Annotated in this window: 19 protein-coding genes; 15 read left to right on the forward strand and 4 right to left on the reverse strand. The window is 66.8% G+C overall.

Annotation, left to right across the window (positions count from 1 at the left end; translation table 11 throughout):
• Positions 1–58: 58 nt before the first annotated feature.
• From ACR9Y5_RS03600 to ACR9Y5_RS03610, 3 genes are read left to right on the forward strand one after another with little or no spacing between them, the layout of a single operon-like run.
• A complete protein-coding gene (locus ACR9Y5_RS03600) occupies positions 59–421 on the forward strand; it encodes a hypothetical protein (RefSeq protein WP_481296688.1) in 363 nt (120 codons plus the stop codon).
• Positions 418–2,205: a 1-deoxy-D-xylulose-5-phosphate synthase gene (locus ACR9Y5_RS03605; protein ID WP_481296689.1), complete on the forward strand. Its 1,788-nt coding sequence runs from the start codon at positions 418–420 to the stop codon at positions 2,203–2,205. The genes ACR9Y5_RS03600 and ACR9Y5_RS03605 overlap by 4 nt, the downstream gene beginning before the upstream one ends.
• Positions 2,202–2,792: a mismatch-specific DNA-glycosylase gene (locus tag ACR9Y5_RS03610; RefSeq protein ID WP_481296690.1), complete on the forward strand. Its 591-nt coding sequence runs from the start codon at positions 2,202–2,204 to the stop codon at positions 2,790–2,792. The genes ACR9Y5_RS03605 and ACR9Y5_RS03610 overlap by 4 nt, the downstream gene beginning before the upstream one ends.
• Here the strand turns inward: ACR9Y5_RS03610 and ACR9Y5_RS03615 are convergent.
• A complete protein-coding gene (locus ACR9Y5_RS03615) occupies positions 2,779–3,546 on the reverse strand; it encodes an SDR family oxidoreductase (protein WP_481296691.1) in 768 nt (255 codons plus the stop codon). The two genes, ACR9Y5_RS03610 and ACR9Y5_RS03615, sit on opposite strands and share 14 nt — an antisense overlap.
• Positions 3,543–5,045, reverse strand: a complete 1,503-nt coding sequence (locus tag ACR9Y5_RS03620) for a DHA2 family efflux MFS transporter permease subunit (protein WP_481296692.1) — start codon at positions 5,043–5,045, stop codon at positions 3,543–3,545. The genes ACR9Y5_RS03615 and ACR9Y5_RS03620 overlap by 4 nt, the downstream gene beginning before the upstream one ends.
• 129 nt (positions 5,046–5,174) lie before the next feature.
• On the opposite strand from ACR9Y5_RS03620, the gene ACR9Y5_RS03625 reads away from it, so the two are divergent.
• The 4 genes from ACR9Y5_RS03625 to ACR9Y5_RS03640 are packed head-to-tail and all read left to right on the forward strand — an operon-like array spanning position 5,175 to position 9,072.
• Positions 5,175–6,965, forward strand: coding sequence for a glycoside hydrolase family 15 protein (locus ACR9Y5_RS03625; protein WP_481299512.1), 1,791 nt, complete (start codon positions 5,175–5,177; stop codon positions 6,963–6,965).
• A gap of 12 nt (positions 6,966–6,977) precedes the next feature.
• Positions 6,978–8,426, forward strand: a complete 1,449-nt coding sequence (locus ACR9Y5_RS03630) for a dihydrolipoyl dehydrogenase family protein (RefSeq protein ID WP_481296693.1) — start codon at positions 6,978–6,980, stop codon at positions 8,424–8,426.
• A 5-nt stretch (positions 8,427–8,431) separates the two neighbouring features.
• A complete protein-coding gene (locus tag ACR9Y5_RS03635) occupies positions 8,432–8,875 on the forward strand; it encodes a VOC family protein (RefSeq protein ID WP_481296694.1) in 444 nt (147 codons plus the stop codon).
• Positions 8,872–9,072 (forward strand): hypothetical protein, encoded by a 201-nt coding sequence (locus tag ACR9Y5_RS03640; protein WP_481296695.1) that lies wholly within the window; start codon positions 8,872–8,874, stop codon positions 9,070–9,072. The genes ACR9Y5_RS03635 and ACR9Y5_RS03640 overlap by 4 nt, the downstream gene beginning before the upstream one ends.
• Before the next feature lie 62 nt (positions 9,073–9,134).
• Here the strand turns inward: ACR9Y5_RS03640 and ACR9Y5_RS03645 are convergent, their stop codons facing one another.
• On the reverse strand, positions 9,135–9,872 hold the full coding sequence (locus tag ACR9Y5_RS03645; protein ID WP_481296696.1) for an SDR family oxidoreductase: 738 nt from the start codon (positions 9,870–9,872) through the stop codon (positions 9,135–9,137).
• Between the two features lie 11 nt (positions 9,873–9,883).
• Positions 9,884–10,450, reverse strand: coding sequence for an NADPH-dependent FMN reductase (locus ACR9Y5_RS03650; RefSeq protein ID WP_481296697.1), 567 nt, complete (start codon positions 10,448–10,450; stop codon positions 9,884–9,886).
• A gap of 257 nt (positions 10,451–10,707) precedes the next feature.
• Here ACR9Y5_RS03650 and ACR9Y5_RS03655 point away from each other — a divergent pair, with 257 nt between their 5' ends.
• The 8 genes from ACR9Y5_RS03655 to ACR9Y5_RS03690 all read left to right on the forward strand — a co-directional run bounded on the left by ACR9Y5_RS03655 (position 10,708) and on the right by ACR9Y5_RS03690 (position 18,600).
• The gene (locus tag ACR9Y5_RS03655; protein ID WP_481296698.1) at positions 10,708–11,064 is read left to right on the forward strand and encodes a winged helix-turn-helix transcriptional regulator; all 357 of its coding nucleotides are present in this window, start codon (positions 10,708–10,710) and stop codon (positions 11,062–11,064) included.
• Positions 11,065–11,190: 126 nt separating this feature from the next.
• On the forward strand, positions 11,191–12,177 hold the full coding sequence (locus ACR9Y5_RS03660) for a LacI family DNA-binding transcriptional regulator (protein ID WP_481296699.1): 987 nt from the start codon (positions 11,191–11,193) through the stop codon (positions 12,175–12,177).
• Positions 12,178–12,186: 9 nt separating this feature from the next.
• A complete protein-coding gene (locus ACR9Y5_RS03665; protein ID WP_481296700.1) occupies positions 12,187–13,092 on the forward strand; it encodes a ribokinase in 906 nt (301 codons plus the stop codon).
• A gap of 169 nt (positions 13,093–13,261) precedes the next feature.
• The gene (locus ACR9Y5_RS03670) at positions 13,262–14,569 is read left to right on the forward strand and encodes an ADP-ribosylglycohydrolase family protein (RefSeq protein ID WP_481296701.1); all 1,308 of its coding nucleotides are present in this window, start codon (positions 13,262–13,264) and stop codon (positions 14,567–14,569) included.
• A gap of 11 nt (positions 14,570–14,580) precedes the next feature.
• Positions 14,581–15,567 (forward strand): nucleoside hydrolase, encoded by a 987-nt coding sequence (locus ACR9Y5_RS03675; RefSeq protein ID WP_481296702.1) that lies wholly within the window; start codon positions 14,581–14,583, stop codon positions 15,565–15,567.
• Complete coding sequence (locus tag ACR9Y5_RS03680; protein ID WP_481296703.1) at positions 15,564–16,817, forward strand: ABC transporter substrate-binding protein; 1,254 nt, start codon at positions 15,564–15,566, stop codon at positions 16,815–16,817. The genes ACR9Y5_RS03675 and ACR9Y5_RS03680 overlap by 4 nt, the downstream gene beginning before the upstream one ends.
• A 131-nt stretch (positions 16,818–16,948) precedes the next feature.
• Positions 16,949–17,767: a carbohydrate ABC transporter permease gene (locus tag ACR9Y5_RS03685; RefSeq protein ID WP_481296704.1), complete on the forward strand. Its 819-nt coding sequence runs from the start codon at positions 16,949–16,951 to the stop codon at positions 17,765–17,767.
• A complete protein-coding gene (locus ACR9Y5_RS03690) occupies positions 17,764–18,600 on the forward strand; it encodes a carbohydrate ABC transporter permease (protein ID WP_481296705.1) in 837 nt (278 codons plus the stop codon). Before ACR9Y5_RS03685 ends, ACR9Y5_RS03690 begins: the two co-directional genes overlap by 4 nt.
• The last annotated feature ends 17 nt before the right edge of the window (positions 18,601–18,617 follow it).

Consider the following 18,617-nt stretch of genomic DNA (forward strand, 5'->3'; position numbering starts at 1 on the left):
GCTTTATGGACCCGTAGGTCAAATACCGCCCCGGCGGTGTAACCAGGAAGGTCTGCTCGTGTCCCGAATCGCTGTGATCGGTGCCCACCATTACCTCGCACATCCTCTGCTTGCGGAACTCTACGATCGCGACCACGACTTTCTCGGTGTGGTCCATGACGTTGTCGCGGCCGACGATGTCTACCGCTTGGGCGGCGAGGGTGTGGTCGTGCCTCGTGAGACGACGGTGGGCGACCTGGCCGAGGTTCTCGGCGATTGCGACGCGGTCGTCCTGCTCGAGTTCGATGGCGAAGCAGACGCTTCATTTGCTGGCACGGTCGCACGGGCGGCAACTGCGGCGGACGCTCGGTTGGTTCGGAGATCCGGATCGTTGCTCGATGCGGCCTCGTTCGTGTCGGAGCTCGAGAGCTGGCTCCAGTGATTCTCGAACGGCTGCGATCGCCCCGGGATCTCGACGATCTGACTGACCCGGAACTCGACGCTCTAGCCGCTGAGATCCGTGCTTTCCTCGTGGACGCCGTCTCGAGAACGGGAGGCCACCTTGGGCCGAATCTCGGTGTGGTCGAACTGACGATTGCCATCCACCGCGTATTCGACTCCCCGTCCGAGCCGATCATTTGGGACGTCGGCCACCAAACCTACGTCCACAAGTTGCTCACCGGGCGCCGTGACTTCGGGGCGTTGCGCGGCCAGGGTGGCGTGGGAGCCTATCCGCTAAGGCGGGAGTCCGTCCACGACGTGGTCGAGAGCTCCCACGGTTCAGCGGCCTTGTCGTGGGCGGCCGGGATAGCGTCCGCGTTCGACGCCGACGAACCATCGGTCCGGTCTCGGAAGGTCGTCGCCGTGGTCGGCGACGGGGCACTCACCGGTGGCCTGGCGTGGGAGGCGCTTGCCGACATCGTCCGCACCCGGCGTCGAAACCTCGTCATGGTCATCAACGACAACGGCAGATCATATGCGCCAACGGTCGGAGGCATCGCGCACGCCCTCCGTGCGCATCGGAGCGGTGATGCGGATCTCTTCCCCGGATTGGGGATTGTCGTCGTCGGCCCGGTCGATGGTCATGACCGCGCAGCCGTCGAACGTGCGCTTCGCGCCGCACGCGACGCCGCCGAGCCCGTCATCGTCCATGTAGTGACGGAGAAAGGGAGGGGATTCGCTCCAGCCTTGGAGGACGCGGCCGACCGCTTCCACGCGGTCGGCAGGATCGACCCTGTCTCGGGCAGGGCGGTGGCACCGAAGGGGGTTAGTTGGACGGAGGTATTCGGGCACGCCATCCTCGAGGAAGCGCGCAGGAACGACAGGGTCGTGGCGGTCACGGCGGCGATGCTCCTTCCCACTGGCCTGGGGCCGCTGGCAGAGGCCTTTCCGGAGCGCGTGATCGACGTCGGCATGGCCGAACAGCACGCGGTCGCGTGCGCCGGCGGACTGGCCCACGCCGGACTGCACCCGGTGGTGGCGCTCTACTCCACATTCCTGGGTCGCGCCTTCGACCCGCTGCTGCACGAGGTCGCCGCCCGCCGGGCCGGGGTGACGTTCGTGCTCGATCGAGCCGGTGTCACGGGCCCAGACGGCGCCAGCCATCATGGCATGTGGGACACGGTGCTGCTCGCTGCGGCGCCGGGGGTACGCATCGCAGCCCCGCGCGATGCGGCAAGCCTGCGGAAGCTGCTCTCCGAGGCCGTTGCGGTCGATGACGGCCCGACTGCACTGCGGTTCCCGCGCGGCGTGGCGCCGAAGGCGATCACGGCCCTTTATCGCTCCTCCGATGGCATCGATGTGCTGCACGAGTCGCGGGCGCGGGATGTTCTGCTCGTTGCGATCGGCGCAATGGCCGAGCGGGCGCTGGAGGTCGCGCGGAGGTTGGCTGAAGACGGGATCGGGGTCACCGTCGTGGACCCGCGCTGGGTGGCGCCGTCGCCGACCGGGCTCGACACCCTCGCGCGCGAACACGACCTCGTCGCGATCCTCGAGGACGGTGTCCGCTACGGCGGTGCCGCCAGCCGGCTGCAGAAGCATCTGTCGGCCTCAACCACCGTTGATCCCCTGGTGTTCGCGCTCGATGACGCTTTCCTCGGACAAGGAACTCGCGAGCAGATACTGGATGCCTCGGGTCTGGCCGTCGAGAAGATCGCCGCGAGGGTCGCATCTGCGCTGCCCCGCGTCGATTCCCGCGATCAGCAGAAGGAGGTCTGGCGCCGATGAGGTTTGCGCGAGGCGATCTGGCCCATTTCACCGGAAGGACGCTTCCTGACCTCCTGCCGCGGCCGACACGGTTGCTGTTCGTCGGAATCAATCCAGGACTCCTGAGCGTCGCCGTCCAAGCCCACTTCGCGCCGCGCGGCAATCGGTTCTACAAAGCGCTCTACCGTGCGGGAATCACGGACCATGTGGTGGACGCGTCAGACGGATTCATCCCCGAAGATGTCGCGCAACTCAGCAGACAGGGCGTGGGAATCACATCAATCGTCCCCGGGGCGACCTCGCGGGCAGCGGAGCTGACGCGCGAGCAACTCCAGCAGGGCGGGAACGCCCTTCAGGAGCGCCTCGCGAACATTCGGCCGACTGTCGTGGCGATCCTGGGCATCAGCGCATACCGGGTCGCGTTCGACCGACCGGACGCGGTTATCGGCCGCCAACCGGAGGTGTGGGGAGGATCGCAGGTCTGGGTCGTGCCGAACCCGAGTGGCTTGAACGCTCACGCATCGGTCGACGACCTCGCGGCTGCCTACCGGCAAGTCGCCCTCGCTGCCGGACTCCGCCTGCTCGGGCCCCGGGTCAACCCTCGCTGAGAAGCTTCTGGCCTCCATCGATGTCGAAGGTGGCGCCGGTGATCGACTCGTTCTCCATCAAGTGAAGGGCAAGTGAGGCGACATCGTCCGCCGTGACCACCCGCCGTATCGGCAGCGTCTCGCGGAGTGTCTTTCGCCGTGTATCCAGGTCGTTCCCGAGCAGGCGTGCAGAGAGGGGTGTGTCGACGAAACCCGCGGCGATGAGGTTGACCCGGACCGGTGCGGTCTCCAACGCGAGGTTCGCGACGACCTCGGGCATGCCGGTTGCGAAGAGGCCCGCCACGGACAGTCCCGGAGCCGGATGACGCGCGGCAGTGCCGGTCATGAAGATGAGGGTGCCGCCCGGTCGTACCTGCGCCGGCGCGTACTTGGCCACGGCCAATGGGAGAAGAACGTGCTCGGCGATCGCGCCGGCGACGCGTCCGAGGTCGAGGTCGGGAACGCGCGCATAGTAGGAGCCCCCGGCGGAGACCATCACCTGGTCGACGGGGTGGGTCAGGCCGGAGAAGAAGCGCTCCAGTGCTTCAGTATCGGTCGCGTCGAAGGCCGCGGTATCTACTCCGCCGAGCGCAGCGCCAGCCTCTTCGAGACGCTGCGCATTTCGTCCGGTGAGGACCACCTGCGCACCGCGGCTCAGGGCGTGCTCGGCGGTCGCCCTGCCGATTCCCTGGCTCCCGCCGATGATGACGACCGTCTGACCCCGGAGGGTCTGACCGGATCCGCGGTGGCTGTCGGTCTCTTGTTCGTCGGTCATGTCACCGTCTCCTCGGCTCTGTCAGGTCCGGGCATGGGGAATGCGCAGGTGTTGACCCGTGGTCCCGGCATGAGGTGTGGCGGTCCCACCCGGGCGTTGGACACGAACACAGCTGCAATGATGGCGGCGGCAAGGCAGAAGACGGCCATGATGACCATCGCCGTCGCGTAGCCGTTTTCGATTGCGGAAGTGAGGCCGCCACCGGACCCCCCGATCAGGACGGGCACTAGCGCGGTGATGAGCAGGGCGCCCACCCGCGAAGCGCCGTCGTTGATGGCAGAAGCCTCACCCAGGTCTGTGTCAGGAACGGCTGCGAGCACCGAGCTGGTCAGGGGCGTGACGAGCAAGCCGGCGCCGAAACCCCAGAGGAGAGCCCCGGGGAGCACCGCCTGAACGTAGCTTTCGCCGGGCCTGGCTCCGGCAAGAAGCAGGAAGGCGATGCCGACGATGATGATGCCTGCCGCCATGAGCCACCGCGGTCCCCAGCGGGCGACGAGCGCTCCGGTGAATGGGGAGAGCAGCAGAAAGACGATCGATTCGGGGATCAGGACTGCGCCGGCCTGCGAAGCGGAGTATCCCAACCGCAGCTCGCACTGGAGCACGAGCAGATAGTTCGCCGCGGCAAAGGCGCCGTAGAGCAGTACCGTCGTCACGTTGATGGCGCTGAACTGACGCGAACGGAAGAGCTGGAGCTTGAGCATCGGGTTCGGACGCCGCCGCTCCACGAGCACGAGGGCGACCAGGGAGAGGACGCCGATGACGCCGGCGGCGATCACGATTGGGTTGGTCCATCCGGATGCCGGTCCCGCGGTGAACGCATACGTCACCCCGCCGAGTCCCAGGATCGCGAGCACAGCGCCCGGGATATCCGCCGAAGCGGATCGGTCGCGGACGAGCACCTCCGGGACGAAGCGGAGGATGACGAGCGCGACCACGATGATGGGGACGTTGAGGATGAAGACCCAGCGCCAGTTCGCGTGGTCGACCAGCCAGCCGCCCAGGAACGGCCCGACGGTGGTCCCCAGTGTGGAGATCCCGGCCCAGATCCCGATCCCTCGTGCGCGATCGGCGACCCGCAGGGTGCCGTTGAGCATGGCGAGACTGCTCGGGACGACCAGCGCGCCCCCCGCGCCCTGAAGGATGCGGGCGCCGATCAGCCAATCGATGTTCGGCACCAGCGAGCAGAGCACCGAGGCGATCAGCATGACGAGTAAGCCCGCTTCGAGCACGCGTCGCCGCCCGAACCGGTCGGCGAGCGATCCCGAGAGGAGTAAGAGCGACGCAACGGTGAGAAGGTACCCGGTCACCACGAACTGGATCTCGGTGGCGGTCCCTCCGAGGTCGGCCTTGATGGCAGGAACCGCGACGATGACGACGTAGGCGTCGAGGAAGCCGACGAGTGACGCCAGCACTGTCGCGGCGATGAGGAGCACTCCGGTCCGGCTCCGCAGAGGACTTAGTGCGTCCGATTCGTGTGGTGTGTTGTTGTCGGCGGCCATTTCATTCGCGCCCACCTGTCCTGGGGTGATCCCAGGGTGATTCTCTTCCGATGGGGAGGGGTCGGCAAGAGCCCATCTGCGCGAAGTAGGTCTCGTCGGGCGGGCTTGGGAGTTCTACACTCTGGTCCCATGCCGGGGATAGAGGACTACGCGATGGTCGGCGATCTCAAAACCGCGGCCCTGATCAGCACCGAAGGCTCGGTTGACTGGCTTTGTCTGCCGCACTTCGATTCGCCCGCGTGCTTCGCAGCCCTCCTCGGCACAGGTGAGAGCGGGTACTGGAGCGTCCGGCCCCGCAGCTCGGGCGCTGTGGCCCGGCAGGCGTACTGGCCGGGCACGCTGGTGCTGGAGACGGATTGGACCGACGGCGACGATCGCGTCCGCATCCTGGACTTCATGCCGGTGCGAGCCGATCGCGACGACGAGGTCACGCTGGTCCGGATCGTGAGCGGTGAAACCGGACGTGTGGCCGTGCGGAGTGAGGTGGCCTTCCGCTTCGACTACGGCCGTGTCGTGCCTTGGGTCACCCGCGGCGAGTCGGGCATTCGTGCGATCGCAGGACCGGACGGCGCCTATCTGTGGTCGGATGCGCCGGTCTCCGGCGAGGGACTCACCAGTGTCAGCGAGTTCGAGCTCGGTCCCGGAGAGCAGAGGACGTTCGTGCTCACCTGGAAAGCAAGCCACCTGACGCCTCCGGAGCGTGTCGACGGGAACGGCGCCCTCGAAGAGACCGTGGCCTTCTGGAGGGAGTGGTCGTCACGCGCCGTCGGCGTAAACGGGCCGTACTCCGATGCGATCGAACGCTCGCTGATCACGCTGAAGGCGCTCACGTTCCGGCCGACCGGGGGAATCGTCGCCGCCGCGACCACGTCCCTGCCGGAAAAGCTGGGCGGCCCGCGCAACTGGGATTATCGGTTCTGCTGGCTGCGCGACGCGGCGATGTCGGCCCGCTCGCTCTCCAGCGCCGGGTACACCGAAGAGCCGGAGGCATGGCGGTCGTGGCTGTTGCGCGCCATCGCCGGCGAGCCCGCCGAGCTGCAGATCATGTACGGGCTGGACGGTCGTCGACGGCTGCCCGAGACGATCCTCCCCTGGCTCGACGGATACGAAGGCTCCCTCCCCGTACGCGTGGGGAACGAGGCCGCGGACCAGCTGCAACTCGACGCGTGGGGAGAGATTATGCGGGGTCTCTCAGTACGGCCGGCGACGGGTACGGAGGTGACCGGCGACGCGTGGAGCCTCCAGTGCGCGCTGCTGCGGCGTCTGGAGGCGGTGTGGCGGCAGCCGGACAACGGCCTGTGGGAGGTGCGCGGGCCTCGCCGGCACTTCACGTACTCGAAGGTCATGGCGTGGGTGGCGGTCGACGGAATGATCGAGGAGGCGACGGAATTCGGGCTCCAGGCACCGCTGGATCGGTGGCGGCGGCTGCGAGCCGACATCAAGGCGGATGTGCTCGCCAACGGCTTCGACCACGACCGCAACACTTTCACACAGAGCTACGGCGAGTCCGCACTGGATGCGAGCCTCCTCCAGATCGGCGTCCTCGGCTTCGTCGCAGAGGACGACCCCCGGCTGGTCGGGACGGTCGAAGCGATCGAGCGGGAACTGCTTTACGACGGTTTCGTGCTGCGTTACCGGCCTGAGGAGAGCGATGACGGCCTCCCGGGCGACGAAGGCGTCTTCCTGGCGTGCTCGTTCTGGCTCGTCGACGCACTTCTCGGAATCGGGCGGCGGGGCGATGCGATGCGGTTGTTCGAGAGGCTGCTGGCAGTGCGCAATCACGCCGGGTTGCTGAGCGAGGAGTGGGACCCCCAGTCACATCGACAGCTCGGCAATACGCCTCAGGCGTTCAGCCACTTCGCGCTGATCAACACCGCGATGCGACTTCAGAAATCCGTTGCGCTCGCAGCGGGGCGGTGATCGGGCGAGGAGATGAGTGTGGACCAGCAGCAGTATGACGTCGTCATCATCGGAGGGGGAGCCGTCGCGGAGAACGTCGCGGAGCGATCGGTGCAAGGCGGCCTTTCAGCAGTTCTCGTCGAGCACGAACTCGTCGGCGGAGAGTGCTCCTTCTGGGCGTGCATCCCGTCGAAGGCGCTGCTGCGACCGGCGCAATCGCTTCGGGAAGCGCGCGCGGTCGACGGCGCGGCTGCGGCCGTGACCGGTGAACTCGACGTGGAGGCGGTGCTGCGCCGCAGGGACCGCCAGGTGCACGACTGGTCCGACCAGAGCCAGGTCGACTGGGTCGATGGAGCCGGCATCGCGCTCATCCGGGGTCACGGACGGCTCGACGGGGAGAAGCGCGTCATCGTCACCGCCTCGGACGGGTCGGAGACCATACTGGGCGCCCGCGTGGCCGTCGTCGTCTCGACTGGATCGGATGCCGTGATCCCCGACACCCCGGGGCTGCGAGCCAGCGAACCGTGGACGAGCCGCGATGCGACGAGCGTGAAGACGGTTCCGAAGAGCCTCGTGATCATCGGGGGCGGTGTCGTCGCCTGCGAAATGGCGACCGCGTACGCGGGGTTCGGCTGCACCGTCACCCTCGTCTCGCGTCACGGACTGCTGAGAGGCATGGAACCGTTCGCCAGTGAGCTGCTCGCGACATCGCTGCGCGCGATGGGCGTGACGTTGTTGACGGATACGACCGTCAGCGGGGTGGGACGCGATGAGGATGGTGTGCGGGTCGAGACCGACGGCGGGACCGTCGTCGCCGACGAGATCCTCGTCGCCACGGGACGTCGGCCGCGCACGGAGGCGATCGGATTGGAGACGATCGGGCTGACGCCAGGGTCATGGCTCCCGACCGACGACACGATGCGGCTGCCCGGCTTCGAGTGGCTTTACGCGGTCGGCGACGTGACCCACCGCGCCCTCCTCACGCACCAGGGCAAGTACCAGGCGCGCATCGCGGGAGACGTCATCGCCGCGCGGGCAGCGGGGGAAGAGATCTTCGACGAGCCGTGGGGCGCGCATGTCGCGACGGCCGACCATGAAGCGGTGCCGCAGGTGACGTTCACCGAACCGGAGATCGCGTCCGTGGGACTCACGGAGGCGGCCGCCCGGGATGCCGGCTATCGCGTCAGCGTCGCCGACTACGACATGGGCTGGGTCGCGGGCGCCTCGGTGCGGGCCGACGGCTATGCGGGTCGGGCGCGGATGGTCGTCGACGACGACCGCCGCGTCGTGCTCGGGGTGACCCTCGTCGGCCCGGACGTCGGCGACATGCTGCACGCGGCGACGACGGCCGTGGTCGGCCAGGTGCCGATCGACCGGCTCTGGCATGCCGTTCCCTCGTATCCCACCGTGAGCGAGATCTGGCTCCGGCTGCTCGAGACATACCGCCTCAACCAGCGCACCGCAGCGCGACAGAAAGGATGATCAGCATGTACATGAAACTGGAGGTCGTGCTCCTCCCCGTATCGGACGTCGACAGAGCGAAGGCGTTCTATCAGTCGCTCGGCTGGCGCGAGGACGCCGATTTCTCCGTGCAGGACGGGTACCGCATCGTGCAGTTCACTCCACCGGAGTCGGAGGCCTCGATCATCTTCGGCACGGGGCTCACGGACGCCCCTCCCGGCTCGACGCAGGGGCTGCAGTTGACGGTGTACGACATCGACGAAGCGCGCGACGCCCTCATGAAAGCCGGCGTCTCCGTCTCTGAGCTCTGGCACGACTCGACGGGCATCTTCCACCACGCCGGTGAGCGCGAGCGCGTCAGCGGTCCGCACCCCGAACGCGCCGACTACTCCACGTTCGCCTCCTTCGAGGACCCAGATGGCAACGGCTGGATCCTGCAGGAGATCAAGAAGCGGCTGCCGGGACGATGAGCGAGAACGCGGTCGAGTCCGACCAGGAGCAGACCCACATCATCCTCGATCACCTCCGGCAGGCGGCCGAGGCGCACGGGGTGCACGAGGCGGTCGACCTGGGCGGCGTCTACGACCAGCAGTGGCCGGAGTGGTACGCCCAGCATATGTCCGAGACCCTGCGGGCGGCCGGTTACCGGCTCGTCCGGTCGACGTGAACGATGCCCGTTCCGGCACAGGTCGGAACGGGCATCGGATTCGCTCGGTCGTCCGAGACGCCTCAGAACATCCCGCCGCCGGCGCCGATGGTCTGCCCTGTGACCCAACGGCCGTCGTCGGAGACGAGGAACGCGACGATGTCGGCGATGTCCTCAGGATGACCGACCCGGCCGAGGGGAGTGGCGGCCACTTCGCCTTCGATCACCGCCGGTCCGGCGTCGAGCAGGGCCTGGGTGAGGACCGCGCCGGGCATGACACTGTTCACCGTGATACCGCGGTGCCCCACTTCGCGCGCATGAACGCGCACGAGGTGATCGACGGCGGCCTTACTGGCGGCGTAGACGCCCGTCCCGGCGCGCGGCATCACGGTCAGCCCGGCGGAGATGACGACGATCCTGCCGCCGTCCTGCAGCCGCAGCCCGCCCTCTCGGAGCGCGACGAAACCGGCGCGCGCGTTCGTCGCGAAGACAGCGTCGAACGCCTCGACGGTCGTCTCCGCGATCGTGCCGTGGGTGGTGTTCGCGGCATTGTTGACCAGGATGTCGATCCGCCCGAAGTGCGCTTCAGCCAGGTCGAACAGTCCGCGGAGTTGCGTCTCGTCGGAAATGTCGGCCTGCGCGGCGATGGCGTCCGCGCCGTTCTGCCGGATCGTGCGTACGACGTCTTCCGCGGCGGCGAGCTCACCCGGGTAGTAGTTGACCACGACGTTCACGCCTGCGCGGCCGAGGCGCTCGGCGATCGCGCGACCGATTCCGCGGGATGCTCCCGTGACGATCGCGACCTTCTTCTGCTGTTCCATTTTCGTTTTCCTTAGTTGCTCAGAGTGTGGAGAGGCGCGAGGACTGCCGACCAGCGCTCCAGCTGGACGAACAGGTTCTCGAGTGCGGCGTCGTGCGCAGGCAGCGGACGGAAGACGGTGAAGTCCTCGAAGTCGGCGAAGACGGAGAGCGCGACCTGCGAGCGCACGGTCGCCATCTGGAGCTCCGCCGCGATGAGCCGGAGGTGCTCCACCGCTCTCGTTCCCCCGACGCTGCCGTAGCTGACGAACCCGGCGGCCTTGTTGTTCCATTCGCCGTAGAGGTAGTCGATGGCGTTCTTCAGCACGCCGGAGGTGGAGTGGTTGTACTCCGGGGTCACGAAGATGTATCCGTCGTACTGGGCGATGGTTGCCGCCCACTCCTTCGTGTGGTCGTTCTCGTACTGTCCCATCGCCGGCGGGAGCGCCTCGTCGAAGTGGGGTAGGGGGTATTCGGCCAGGTCTACGAGTTCGTAGCTCGCGCCGCTGCGGGCACGTGCGTTCTGCAGTACCCAGTCGGCGACATCGGCGGCCCGGCGTCCGGGACGCGTGCTGCCGACGATGATGGCGATCTTCGTCATGGTGTTTCTCAATCGGTAATTTCGTGTGGGAATCCAGCGAGCGTTCGCTGTCATCGAGCCGAACAGCACGTCCTGGTGCTCGCATTCCGGCCCTCTCATCAGCACTTTCAGGTGCGTATGCACGCACTTTGAGGTGCCGTGGAAGCCCGTCTGTCTGTTCCGTGGAACACCGCCCGCCCGTCGTGCGTTGTCATGCCCGGAAGGGATGGATGATGTCCGAGGAGAATCTCACCGCCGACCTGGACCGCACGTGCATCATGACCGCCGCCTCGCACCACGTGATGCGCGACCTGCTGCAACGGATCGGCGACAAGTGGTCGATGCATGCGATCGTCGCGCTGGCTGGAGGCGTGCGCCGGTTCACCGAGCTGCAGCAGATCATCGATGGCATCTCCCATCGGATGCTCGCCGTGACGCTCCGATCGCTGGAGGCGGACGGTCTCGTGTCTCGGGAGGATCTCGGGGGGATGCCGCGACACGTCGAATACCGCCTCACGCCGCTCGGGATCAGCTTCATCGAGCCGATGCTGGGACTGATGTCGTGGGCCGACGAGCACCGGCACGAGATTGAGGCCAACCGGTCGACGCTTCGGGAAGCGGCCGCCGCGGCTTGACCTGTGCGGCGGACGTGCCATAGCCTCCTCTATGCAAACTAGTTTGTTCAGGCTGGTGCAGAGGGGATGACCGTGGCGGAGGCGGGAGACGAGCGCGCTCGTGTGCGGCGCAATTCAGGCGCTGGGGTGACGATCGACGATGTCGCGGCGGCGGCCGGCGTGAGCAAGACGACGGTCTCGCATGTCCTCTCCAGCAAGCGTCCGGTGTCGCCGAGCACCCGTCGGCACGTCGAGAAGGTCATGGAGGAGATGGGCTTCCGCCCCAATTTCTTCGCCCGGGCGCTGAACCGCAATCGGAGCAACACGATCGCGCTCGTCGCCCAGGACATCACCAACCCGTTCTATCCCGCGCTCGCCCGGGGGGTTCAGAAGGCGGTCAGCGACAGCGGGCATGTCGTGATGCTGTTCGACGGAGATTCAGGACCGGCCGCGGTCGAGACCTTCATCAAGGAGGCGATCCAGCGCCGCGTCGATGGCATCGTCGTGGCGGTGGCCGACATCGACGAGCAGATCGAGTCCGTTCTCGACGAGCGCATCCCGGTGGTCGCCGTCGGCTCCTCCATCTCGAATCTCGCCATCGACTGGGTGACCTCGGACGATGTCCGGCTCGCGGAGGACGCCGTGGATCGGTTCGTCGCCACGGGCCACCATCGGATAGCCACGATCACCGGGCCTCAGGACAAGGCCCCCGGCCGGCCGAGGCTTCAGGGCTTCCGTTCCGCCTACGCGCGGCACGGTCTTCCGTCGGCACCGGAGCTCATCGTGGAGGGGGACTGGACGCGGGCGAGCGGTTTCGCCTGCATGGGGACGCTGCTGAGTCTGGAGGAGCCGCCGACCGCCGTCTTCTGCGCGAACGACATGATGGCGATCGGAGCGATCGACGCGGTTCGGCGGTCGGGCCGTGCCGCCGGGGAGATCGCGATCATCGGAGTCGATGACATCGACGCGGCCAGCCTCGTCGACCCCGCACTGACGACGGTCCGCATCCCCGCTGAGGAGATCGGGCGAGCTGCCGGCGAGCTCCTGCTCTACCGGATCGAGAGCACGAACGCCGCCGCCACTCCGCGCCATCTCCTCATTCAACACACACTCGTGATCCGCGAGTCGGCCTAAGGAGCCGCGATGAACGGACGACCAGCGTCGCCCTCCAAGACCTCCGTCGCGGTCGTCGGGTCGGCGAATCTCGACATCGTCGTCGGCGCCGATCGCATCCCGCGGCCCGGCGAGACCGTCCTCGGGGGCACGATCGCCCAATTTCCAGGCGGTAAGGGTCTGAATCAGGCGGTGGCCGCGGCGCGCGTTGCCCCGACCGCTTTCGTCGGCGCCGTGGGGAGGGACGCCGCCGCCGGAACGATGACCGATGCGCTTGAGCGAGCCCGAATCGACCTCCGTCATCTGGAACGGGTGGAGACGGCGTCGGGAACGGCTTTCATCGTCGTGTCCCGGGACGGCGAGAACAGCATCGTCGTCGTACCGGGCGCGAACGCGCGCGTCGTTCCTCGGGATGTCGCACGGGCGCTCGATCGGCTGCGTCCCGACATCGTCGTGTGCCAGCTCGAGACGCCAGTGGACGCGGTCGTCGCGGCGGCGGAGTGGGCGGAGTCGCAGGGTCGGCGCTGGGTGTTCAACCCGAGCCCGCTGGACCAGTGGCTCGCACTCCCCGTCGATCATCCTCTGCGCGGGTTGCTCACGACCGCCGACCCGGTGATCGTCAACGCGGGTGAAGCGCGCGGCCTCCTCGCCGCTACGTCGATGCCCGTCACGGCGCTGGCGCTGCAGCTCGGTGCCATCGCCCGGTCCGTGATCGTCACGGACGGCTCCCGGGGCGCGCACGTCGTCGAGGCGCGGCGTCATCACATCGTCCCCGCAGACGCCGTGTCGGCGCCGGTGGATACGACCGGCGCCGGCGACAGTTTCGCCGGGACGGTGGCCGCAGCCCTTTCTCAGGGCGCAGATCTGGTCTCGGCCGCACGGCGCGCCTCGACTGCAGCGGCCGAGGTTGTGGCCACGCGCCGACAAGACCGTTGAGGCCGTAGCGCGGAATAGTCCACGTGTGTTAGCGTCGATCTACGCAAATCGGTTTGCATCAAATGCGCCGCTTCCGAGGCGGCTCGCCCCGCTCGCAAGATAGTTCGGGGGCCGGCAGCTTAGCATTCCTGAGCAAACCGGTTTAGTTTTATAGCCCAAGGGAGAAGACATGCACGACGTTCTGGACGCCAGAGACCTCGTTCCCGACGAAGCGCAGCAGCGCGCTCACTCGGGCTACGACATCGGCTCCCTCGAGGCCGACGCGCGGCGCGCAGCGTCGTCGAACGACTTCGCCGAGCTCGAGCGAATCGACCGTGATCTCGCGGAGTTGCCCCTCAGCCGCGAGTGGGCGTACGACGAGCCCGACGACGAAGCGGTCCTCGAAGCGATCGCAGTCCGAGCGCCGCAACTCCCGCTCGACGGCATCGAGCTCGGTGACCGTCTCGTCGGCGCCTGGCAAGGGCGCACGGTCGGCAACACGATGGGCAAGCCGGTTGAGGGACTGAGCCGTTCGGAGATCGAGACCTACCTGCGGGCGACCGGGGACTGGCCGCAGACAGGTTACGTCCGGCTGCTCGACCGCCGGCCGGCCGGTGTCGGCCCGCTCCATCCCGATGCCGCCGTGTCATCACTCGGGAACTTCACCGACGTTCCGCGGGACGACGACATCGACTGGACCATCCTCGGGCTCTTCATGATGGAGAAGTACGGCGACGCCATCACGACCGCGGACATCGCCCGTGAGTGGCTCGACCGCCTGCCGTTCACGCAGACTTTCACTGCAGAGCGCGCGGCATACCGGAACCTGATCCTCGGCAAGCGTGGGCGCGACGTCGCCACGTACCGCAACCCGTACCGGGAGTGGATCGGTGCTCTCATTCGGGCCGACATCTTCGGCTACCTCAATCCCGGCGACCCGGCGGCCGCCGCATCGGCGGCTCTCATCGATGCGCGCCTCAGCCATGTGAAGAACGGCGTCTACGGAGAGATGTGGGCAGCGGCTCTGGTGGCAGCGGCGCTCGCCACGGAGGACGCCCGCTTCGCGATCGAGACAGCGCTTGCAGTCGTGCCCGACCGGTCACGTCTCCGTCATGCGGTGCAGGGGATCCTCGACGTTCACTCGGCAGGCGGGGACCACATCGAGGCGTTGGACTGGATCGAGGCGGCGCTGGGTCACTACAACTGGGTCCACACCGTGAACAACGCGGCGATCATTGCTGCGGGCCTGCTCTGGGGAGGATCGTTCACCGAGGCCCTCGCAATCACGGTGGCCGCGGGCAATGACACCGACTCGAATGGGGCGACCGTCGGAAGCGTCTTCGGCGCCCTGCACGGAGCGGCGGCCATTCCTACCGAGCTCATCGGCACCACCCACATCCACGTGCGCAGCGCGGTGCGCGGCTTTGACCGCATCACCGTGACCGAACTCGCCGACCGGACCGACGCCCTCCTCACCCGGCTGGGACGACGCCAATGAGTCGGTTGCCTGTGATCATCGACACCGACCCGGGTATCGGCGCTCCCGGGAGCGTGCTCGACGACGGTCTCGCGATCGCCCTGGCCCTGGCGTCGCCGGAGCTCGAGGTGCTCGGCTGCACGATCGTGAACGGCAACGTCCCGACCGCGACGGGCGTCGAGTCTGCTCGCGGTCTGCTGCGTCGGCTGGGCCGGGAGGACGTGCCCGTCCTCGAAGGGGCCGCCGCACCTCTGCGTCGCCGCATGAGCGATGTCTGGCAGCGGTTCGGCATGCCGACGCCTGCCGCGACGCAGCCCTCTCCGAAGCCGGATGAGGATGAGGCGGAGGCTGTCGCCTGGATGCGCCGGCAGGTCGCCGCCCGTCCGGGCGAGGTCACGATCCTCGCGATCGGCCCGCTGACCAACCTCGCGCAGGCGATCCAGTCGGACCAGTCGTTCGCGCGCGATGTGCGCGAGATCATCCTCATGGCGGGCAACGCCACCGGGGATACCGGCGACGTCGACATCCGCGGCGACTTCAACGTGTTCGTCGACCCGGAGGCGGCGAGCGTCGTCCTCGGCTCCGCCGCCGGCATCCGCATCGTGGGCATCGATCAGACGCTGAGGACGACGCTCGATCTCGGGGATGTCTCTTGGCTGCGCGAGCAGAGCCGGGATGCGGCCGTCGACTGGATCGCCGACTGCGTCGAGGCGTGGATCACCGGGCAGTCCCGCGAGCATAGCGCCGTCGGCTCATCGGCGGTCTGCCACCTCCATGACCCGCTCGTCATCGCCGCAGCGATTGCGGACGGCATCTGCCGCTTCATCCCCGCGAGGGTCGAGACCGACATCGATGACGGTTCGCTCCGGATCATCCCATGGGCAGCGGACCAGCCTAGCTCGCGAATCCGCGTAGCCATCGATACCGACGTCGCCGCGTTCCGCGACCTTTTTCTGAACCGCCTGGCCGCCGTGCGCCGGGCCCCCACCTCTTCACTCACACCAAAGGAGGCATTGTGAAGAAATCCATCTGGCGCGCCCTCTCGGCCGCCATCGCCGCGACCGCCATCGCCGTCGCGCTTGCCGCGTGCAGTGGGAGCGGCGGCGGCGGCGGAAAAGTGCAACTGGAGATCTTCCAGAACAAGCCCGAGGCGATCGCGACGGTGAACGAGCTCATCAAGGACTTCGAGAAGTCCCACCCGAACATCACGGTGAAGCAGACCGCGGTTCAGGATGCCGTCACGGTCCTGAAGTCCCGGCTGGCGAAGGGCAACGTCCCGGACCTGATCGCGCTCAACGTCAGCGCCTACTACGACCTGGCCCAGAGTGGCATCCTCAAGGATCTGAGCACCACCACGGGCTACAAGGCCGTCGACGATAAGGCCGCGCTCGCGTACCTTCGCGAAGCGGGTCAGACGGACAAGGACCTCGCCGTGCCGTGGGCGACCAACGCGCAGATCGTCTTTTACAACGTCGATCAGTACGACAAGTACGGCCTCAAACCGCCGACGACCTGGGACCAGTTCCTCGCCAACGCGAAGACGATCAAGGACGCGGGCGGTGAGCCGTTCAACTTCGGCTGGAAGGACTCCTGGAACTCGATGATGCTCGTCAACTCCGTCGTCGCCTCGTCGAAGCCGACGGATCTGCTGCAGCAGCTGCAGAAGGGCACGACCACCTTCGAGACGCAGCCACAGTGGAAGCAAGCCACCAAGGCGATGCTGGAGCTCAAGGATTACGCTCAGCCGGACGCCTGGGGCACCGACTATGACAACGCGGTCGCCGGTTTCGCGGACGGCAACGGCACGATGCTCGTCAACGGCACGTGGGCGCTTCCAGCCATCACCAAGGCAAACCCGGACCTGAAGCTCGGCGCGTTCGTCATGCCGAATCCGGTCGCCGGGGATGCGACGAAGGTCCCCGCCGGTCCCGACTCCTACCTGTCCCTCTACAAGGATTCCGCACATCCGAAAGAGGCGGAGCAGTTCTTCGACTTCCTCATGAGCAAGCCGGCACAGCAGAAGTACGCCGACGAGCAGTACCTGTTCTCCGTTCGGAACGACGTGACGTCGAATGACGCGATCATGGCCGAGCTGAAGACGGCGTGGATCGACCCTGCCAAGACCACGACGTACTCCGACGGATACTTCGCCGGCGGCACGCAGTACCAGGCGCTCTGCCAGGAGTACCTCAAGTCGGGCGATCAGACGGCGTGGTTGAAGGCGATCGACAAGGACTTCGCGCAGTACGGGCTGAAGCCGGGCAAATGACCTCCCTGCGCTCTCACACGTCGGCTCCGGACGGACAGTCATCGGCCCGTCCGGAGCCGGCACGCCCGGCACCCCCCCGGACGGCGCGCAGACGCGTCGCGTTCGCGCCGCTCCTCATGGCGGGGCCGGCCGTGATCCTGTTCTTCGTGTTCCACACCCTGCCGGCTCTGCAGGGCGTGTTCTACAGCTTCACCGACAGCCGAGGCTACGGCAGCTCGAATTTTGTCGGGTTCGCCAACTACATCCGCCTCTTCACCGATGAAGACGTCCTGCACAGCTACCTGTTCACGCTGCAGTTCGCCGTCGTCGCCACCATCCTCGCGAACGTCATCAGCCTCCTGCTTGCGCTAGGGCTCAGCGCGGGAATCCGCTTCCGCTCGTTCATGCGGAGCGTCTACTTCCTACCCGGAGTGCTGTCCGTGATCGTGGTCAGTTACATCTTCAGCACGATCTTCTCGACCGGCGTACCGCAGATCGGGCAGGCGCTCGAGATCCCCTGGCTGTCCAGCAACATCCTCGGCGATGAGTCGACCGCGTGGATCGGCATCGTCATCGTCACCGTGTGGCAGGCCTGCGCGACGACCACGGTGATCTACATCGCGGGGCTCCAGACGGTCGACGCGGACGTCGTGGAGGCATCGGTTATGGACGGCGCGTCGGCCTGGCGCCGCTTCTGGTCGATCACGTTCCCGCTCATCGCTCCGTTCTTCACGATCAACATCGTCTTGAGCTTCAAGAACTTCATGCAGGTCTTCGACGAGATCGTGGCGTTGACCCAGGGCGGACCGGGATCGGCGACGCAGTCCATCTCCTACCTGATCTACAAGGCGGGGTTCTCCGGCGGTGAGTTCGGCTATCAGTCGGCCAACGCCGTCCTGTACTTCGTCGTCCTCGGCACGCTCGCCATCATCCAGTTGCGCGTGCTTCGTAGGAGAGAGGCGCTCGCATGAACCCGACTACGACCGGCAACCGCATCTCCCGCTGGCTGCTCACCGGACTTCTGGCGGTGGGCGCTCTGACGATCGCCGTGCCGATGTACTTCACCGTCGTCACCGCCCTGAAGACTCCGAGCGAGATGCGCGGGAACCTCTGGGCGCTTCCGCAGCACTGGCAGTGGAGCAATTTCGCGGATGCCATCCAGCTGACAGACTTCTTCCGCGCTCTCGGAAACAGCCTCCTCGTCACCGGCTTCTCTGTCGCCTTCGTCATCGTGACCAACTCGCTGGTGGGTTACGCGATCGCGAGGAACTTGCATAAGCGCCTGTATAAGGGGATATTCGTCTACTTCCTGACCGCCCTGTTCATTCCTTTCCCGATCGTCATGCTGCCGCTCGTGAAAGAGATGGCGGCGATCCACCTGGACAACCTCGTCGGCTTGATCATCCTGTATGTCGTCTACAACCTCTCTTTCAACGTACTTCTGTACGTCGGGTATCTCAGCACGATTCCCACCACGTTCGAGGAGGCGGCGATGCTGGACGGCGCAGGCCCGTGGACCACGTTCTGGCGGGTGATCTTCCCTCTGCTGGCCCCAGTCAACGCGACGGTCGCCATCCTCACCGGGCTGTGGGTCTGGAACGACTTCCTGCTTCCACTCGTGCTGCTCAGCGACCAGAACCAGTTCACTCTGCCGCTCGTGCAGAACGTCTTCCAGAGCCAGTTCACGACGCAATACAACCTGGCCTTCGCGTCGTATATCTTGGCGCTCACTCCGATGGTGCTGATCTATCTCGTGTTCCAGCGCTGGATCATAGGGGGTGTTATGCGCGGCGCCATCAAGTAGGACGCACCCGCCTCATC

The organism is Leifsonia sp. KNZ13-11D, assembly GCF_056754895.1.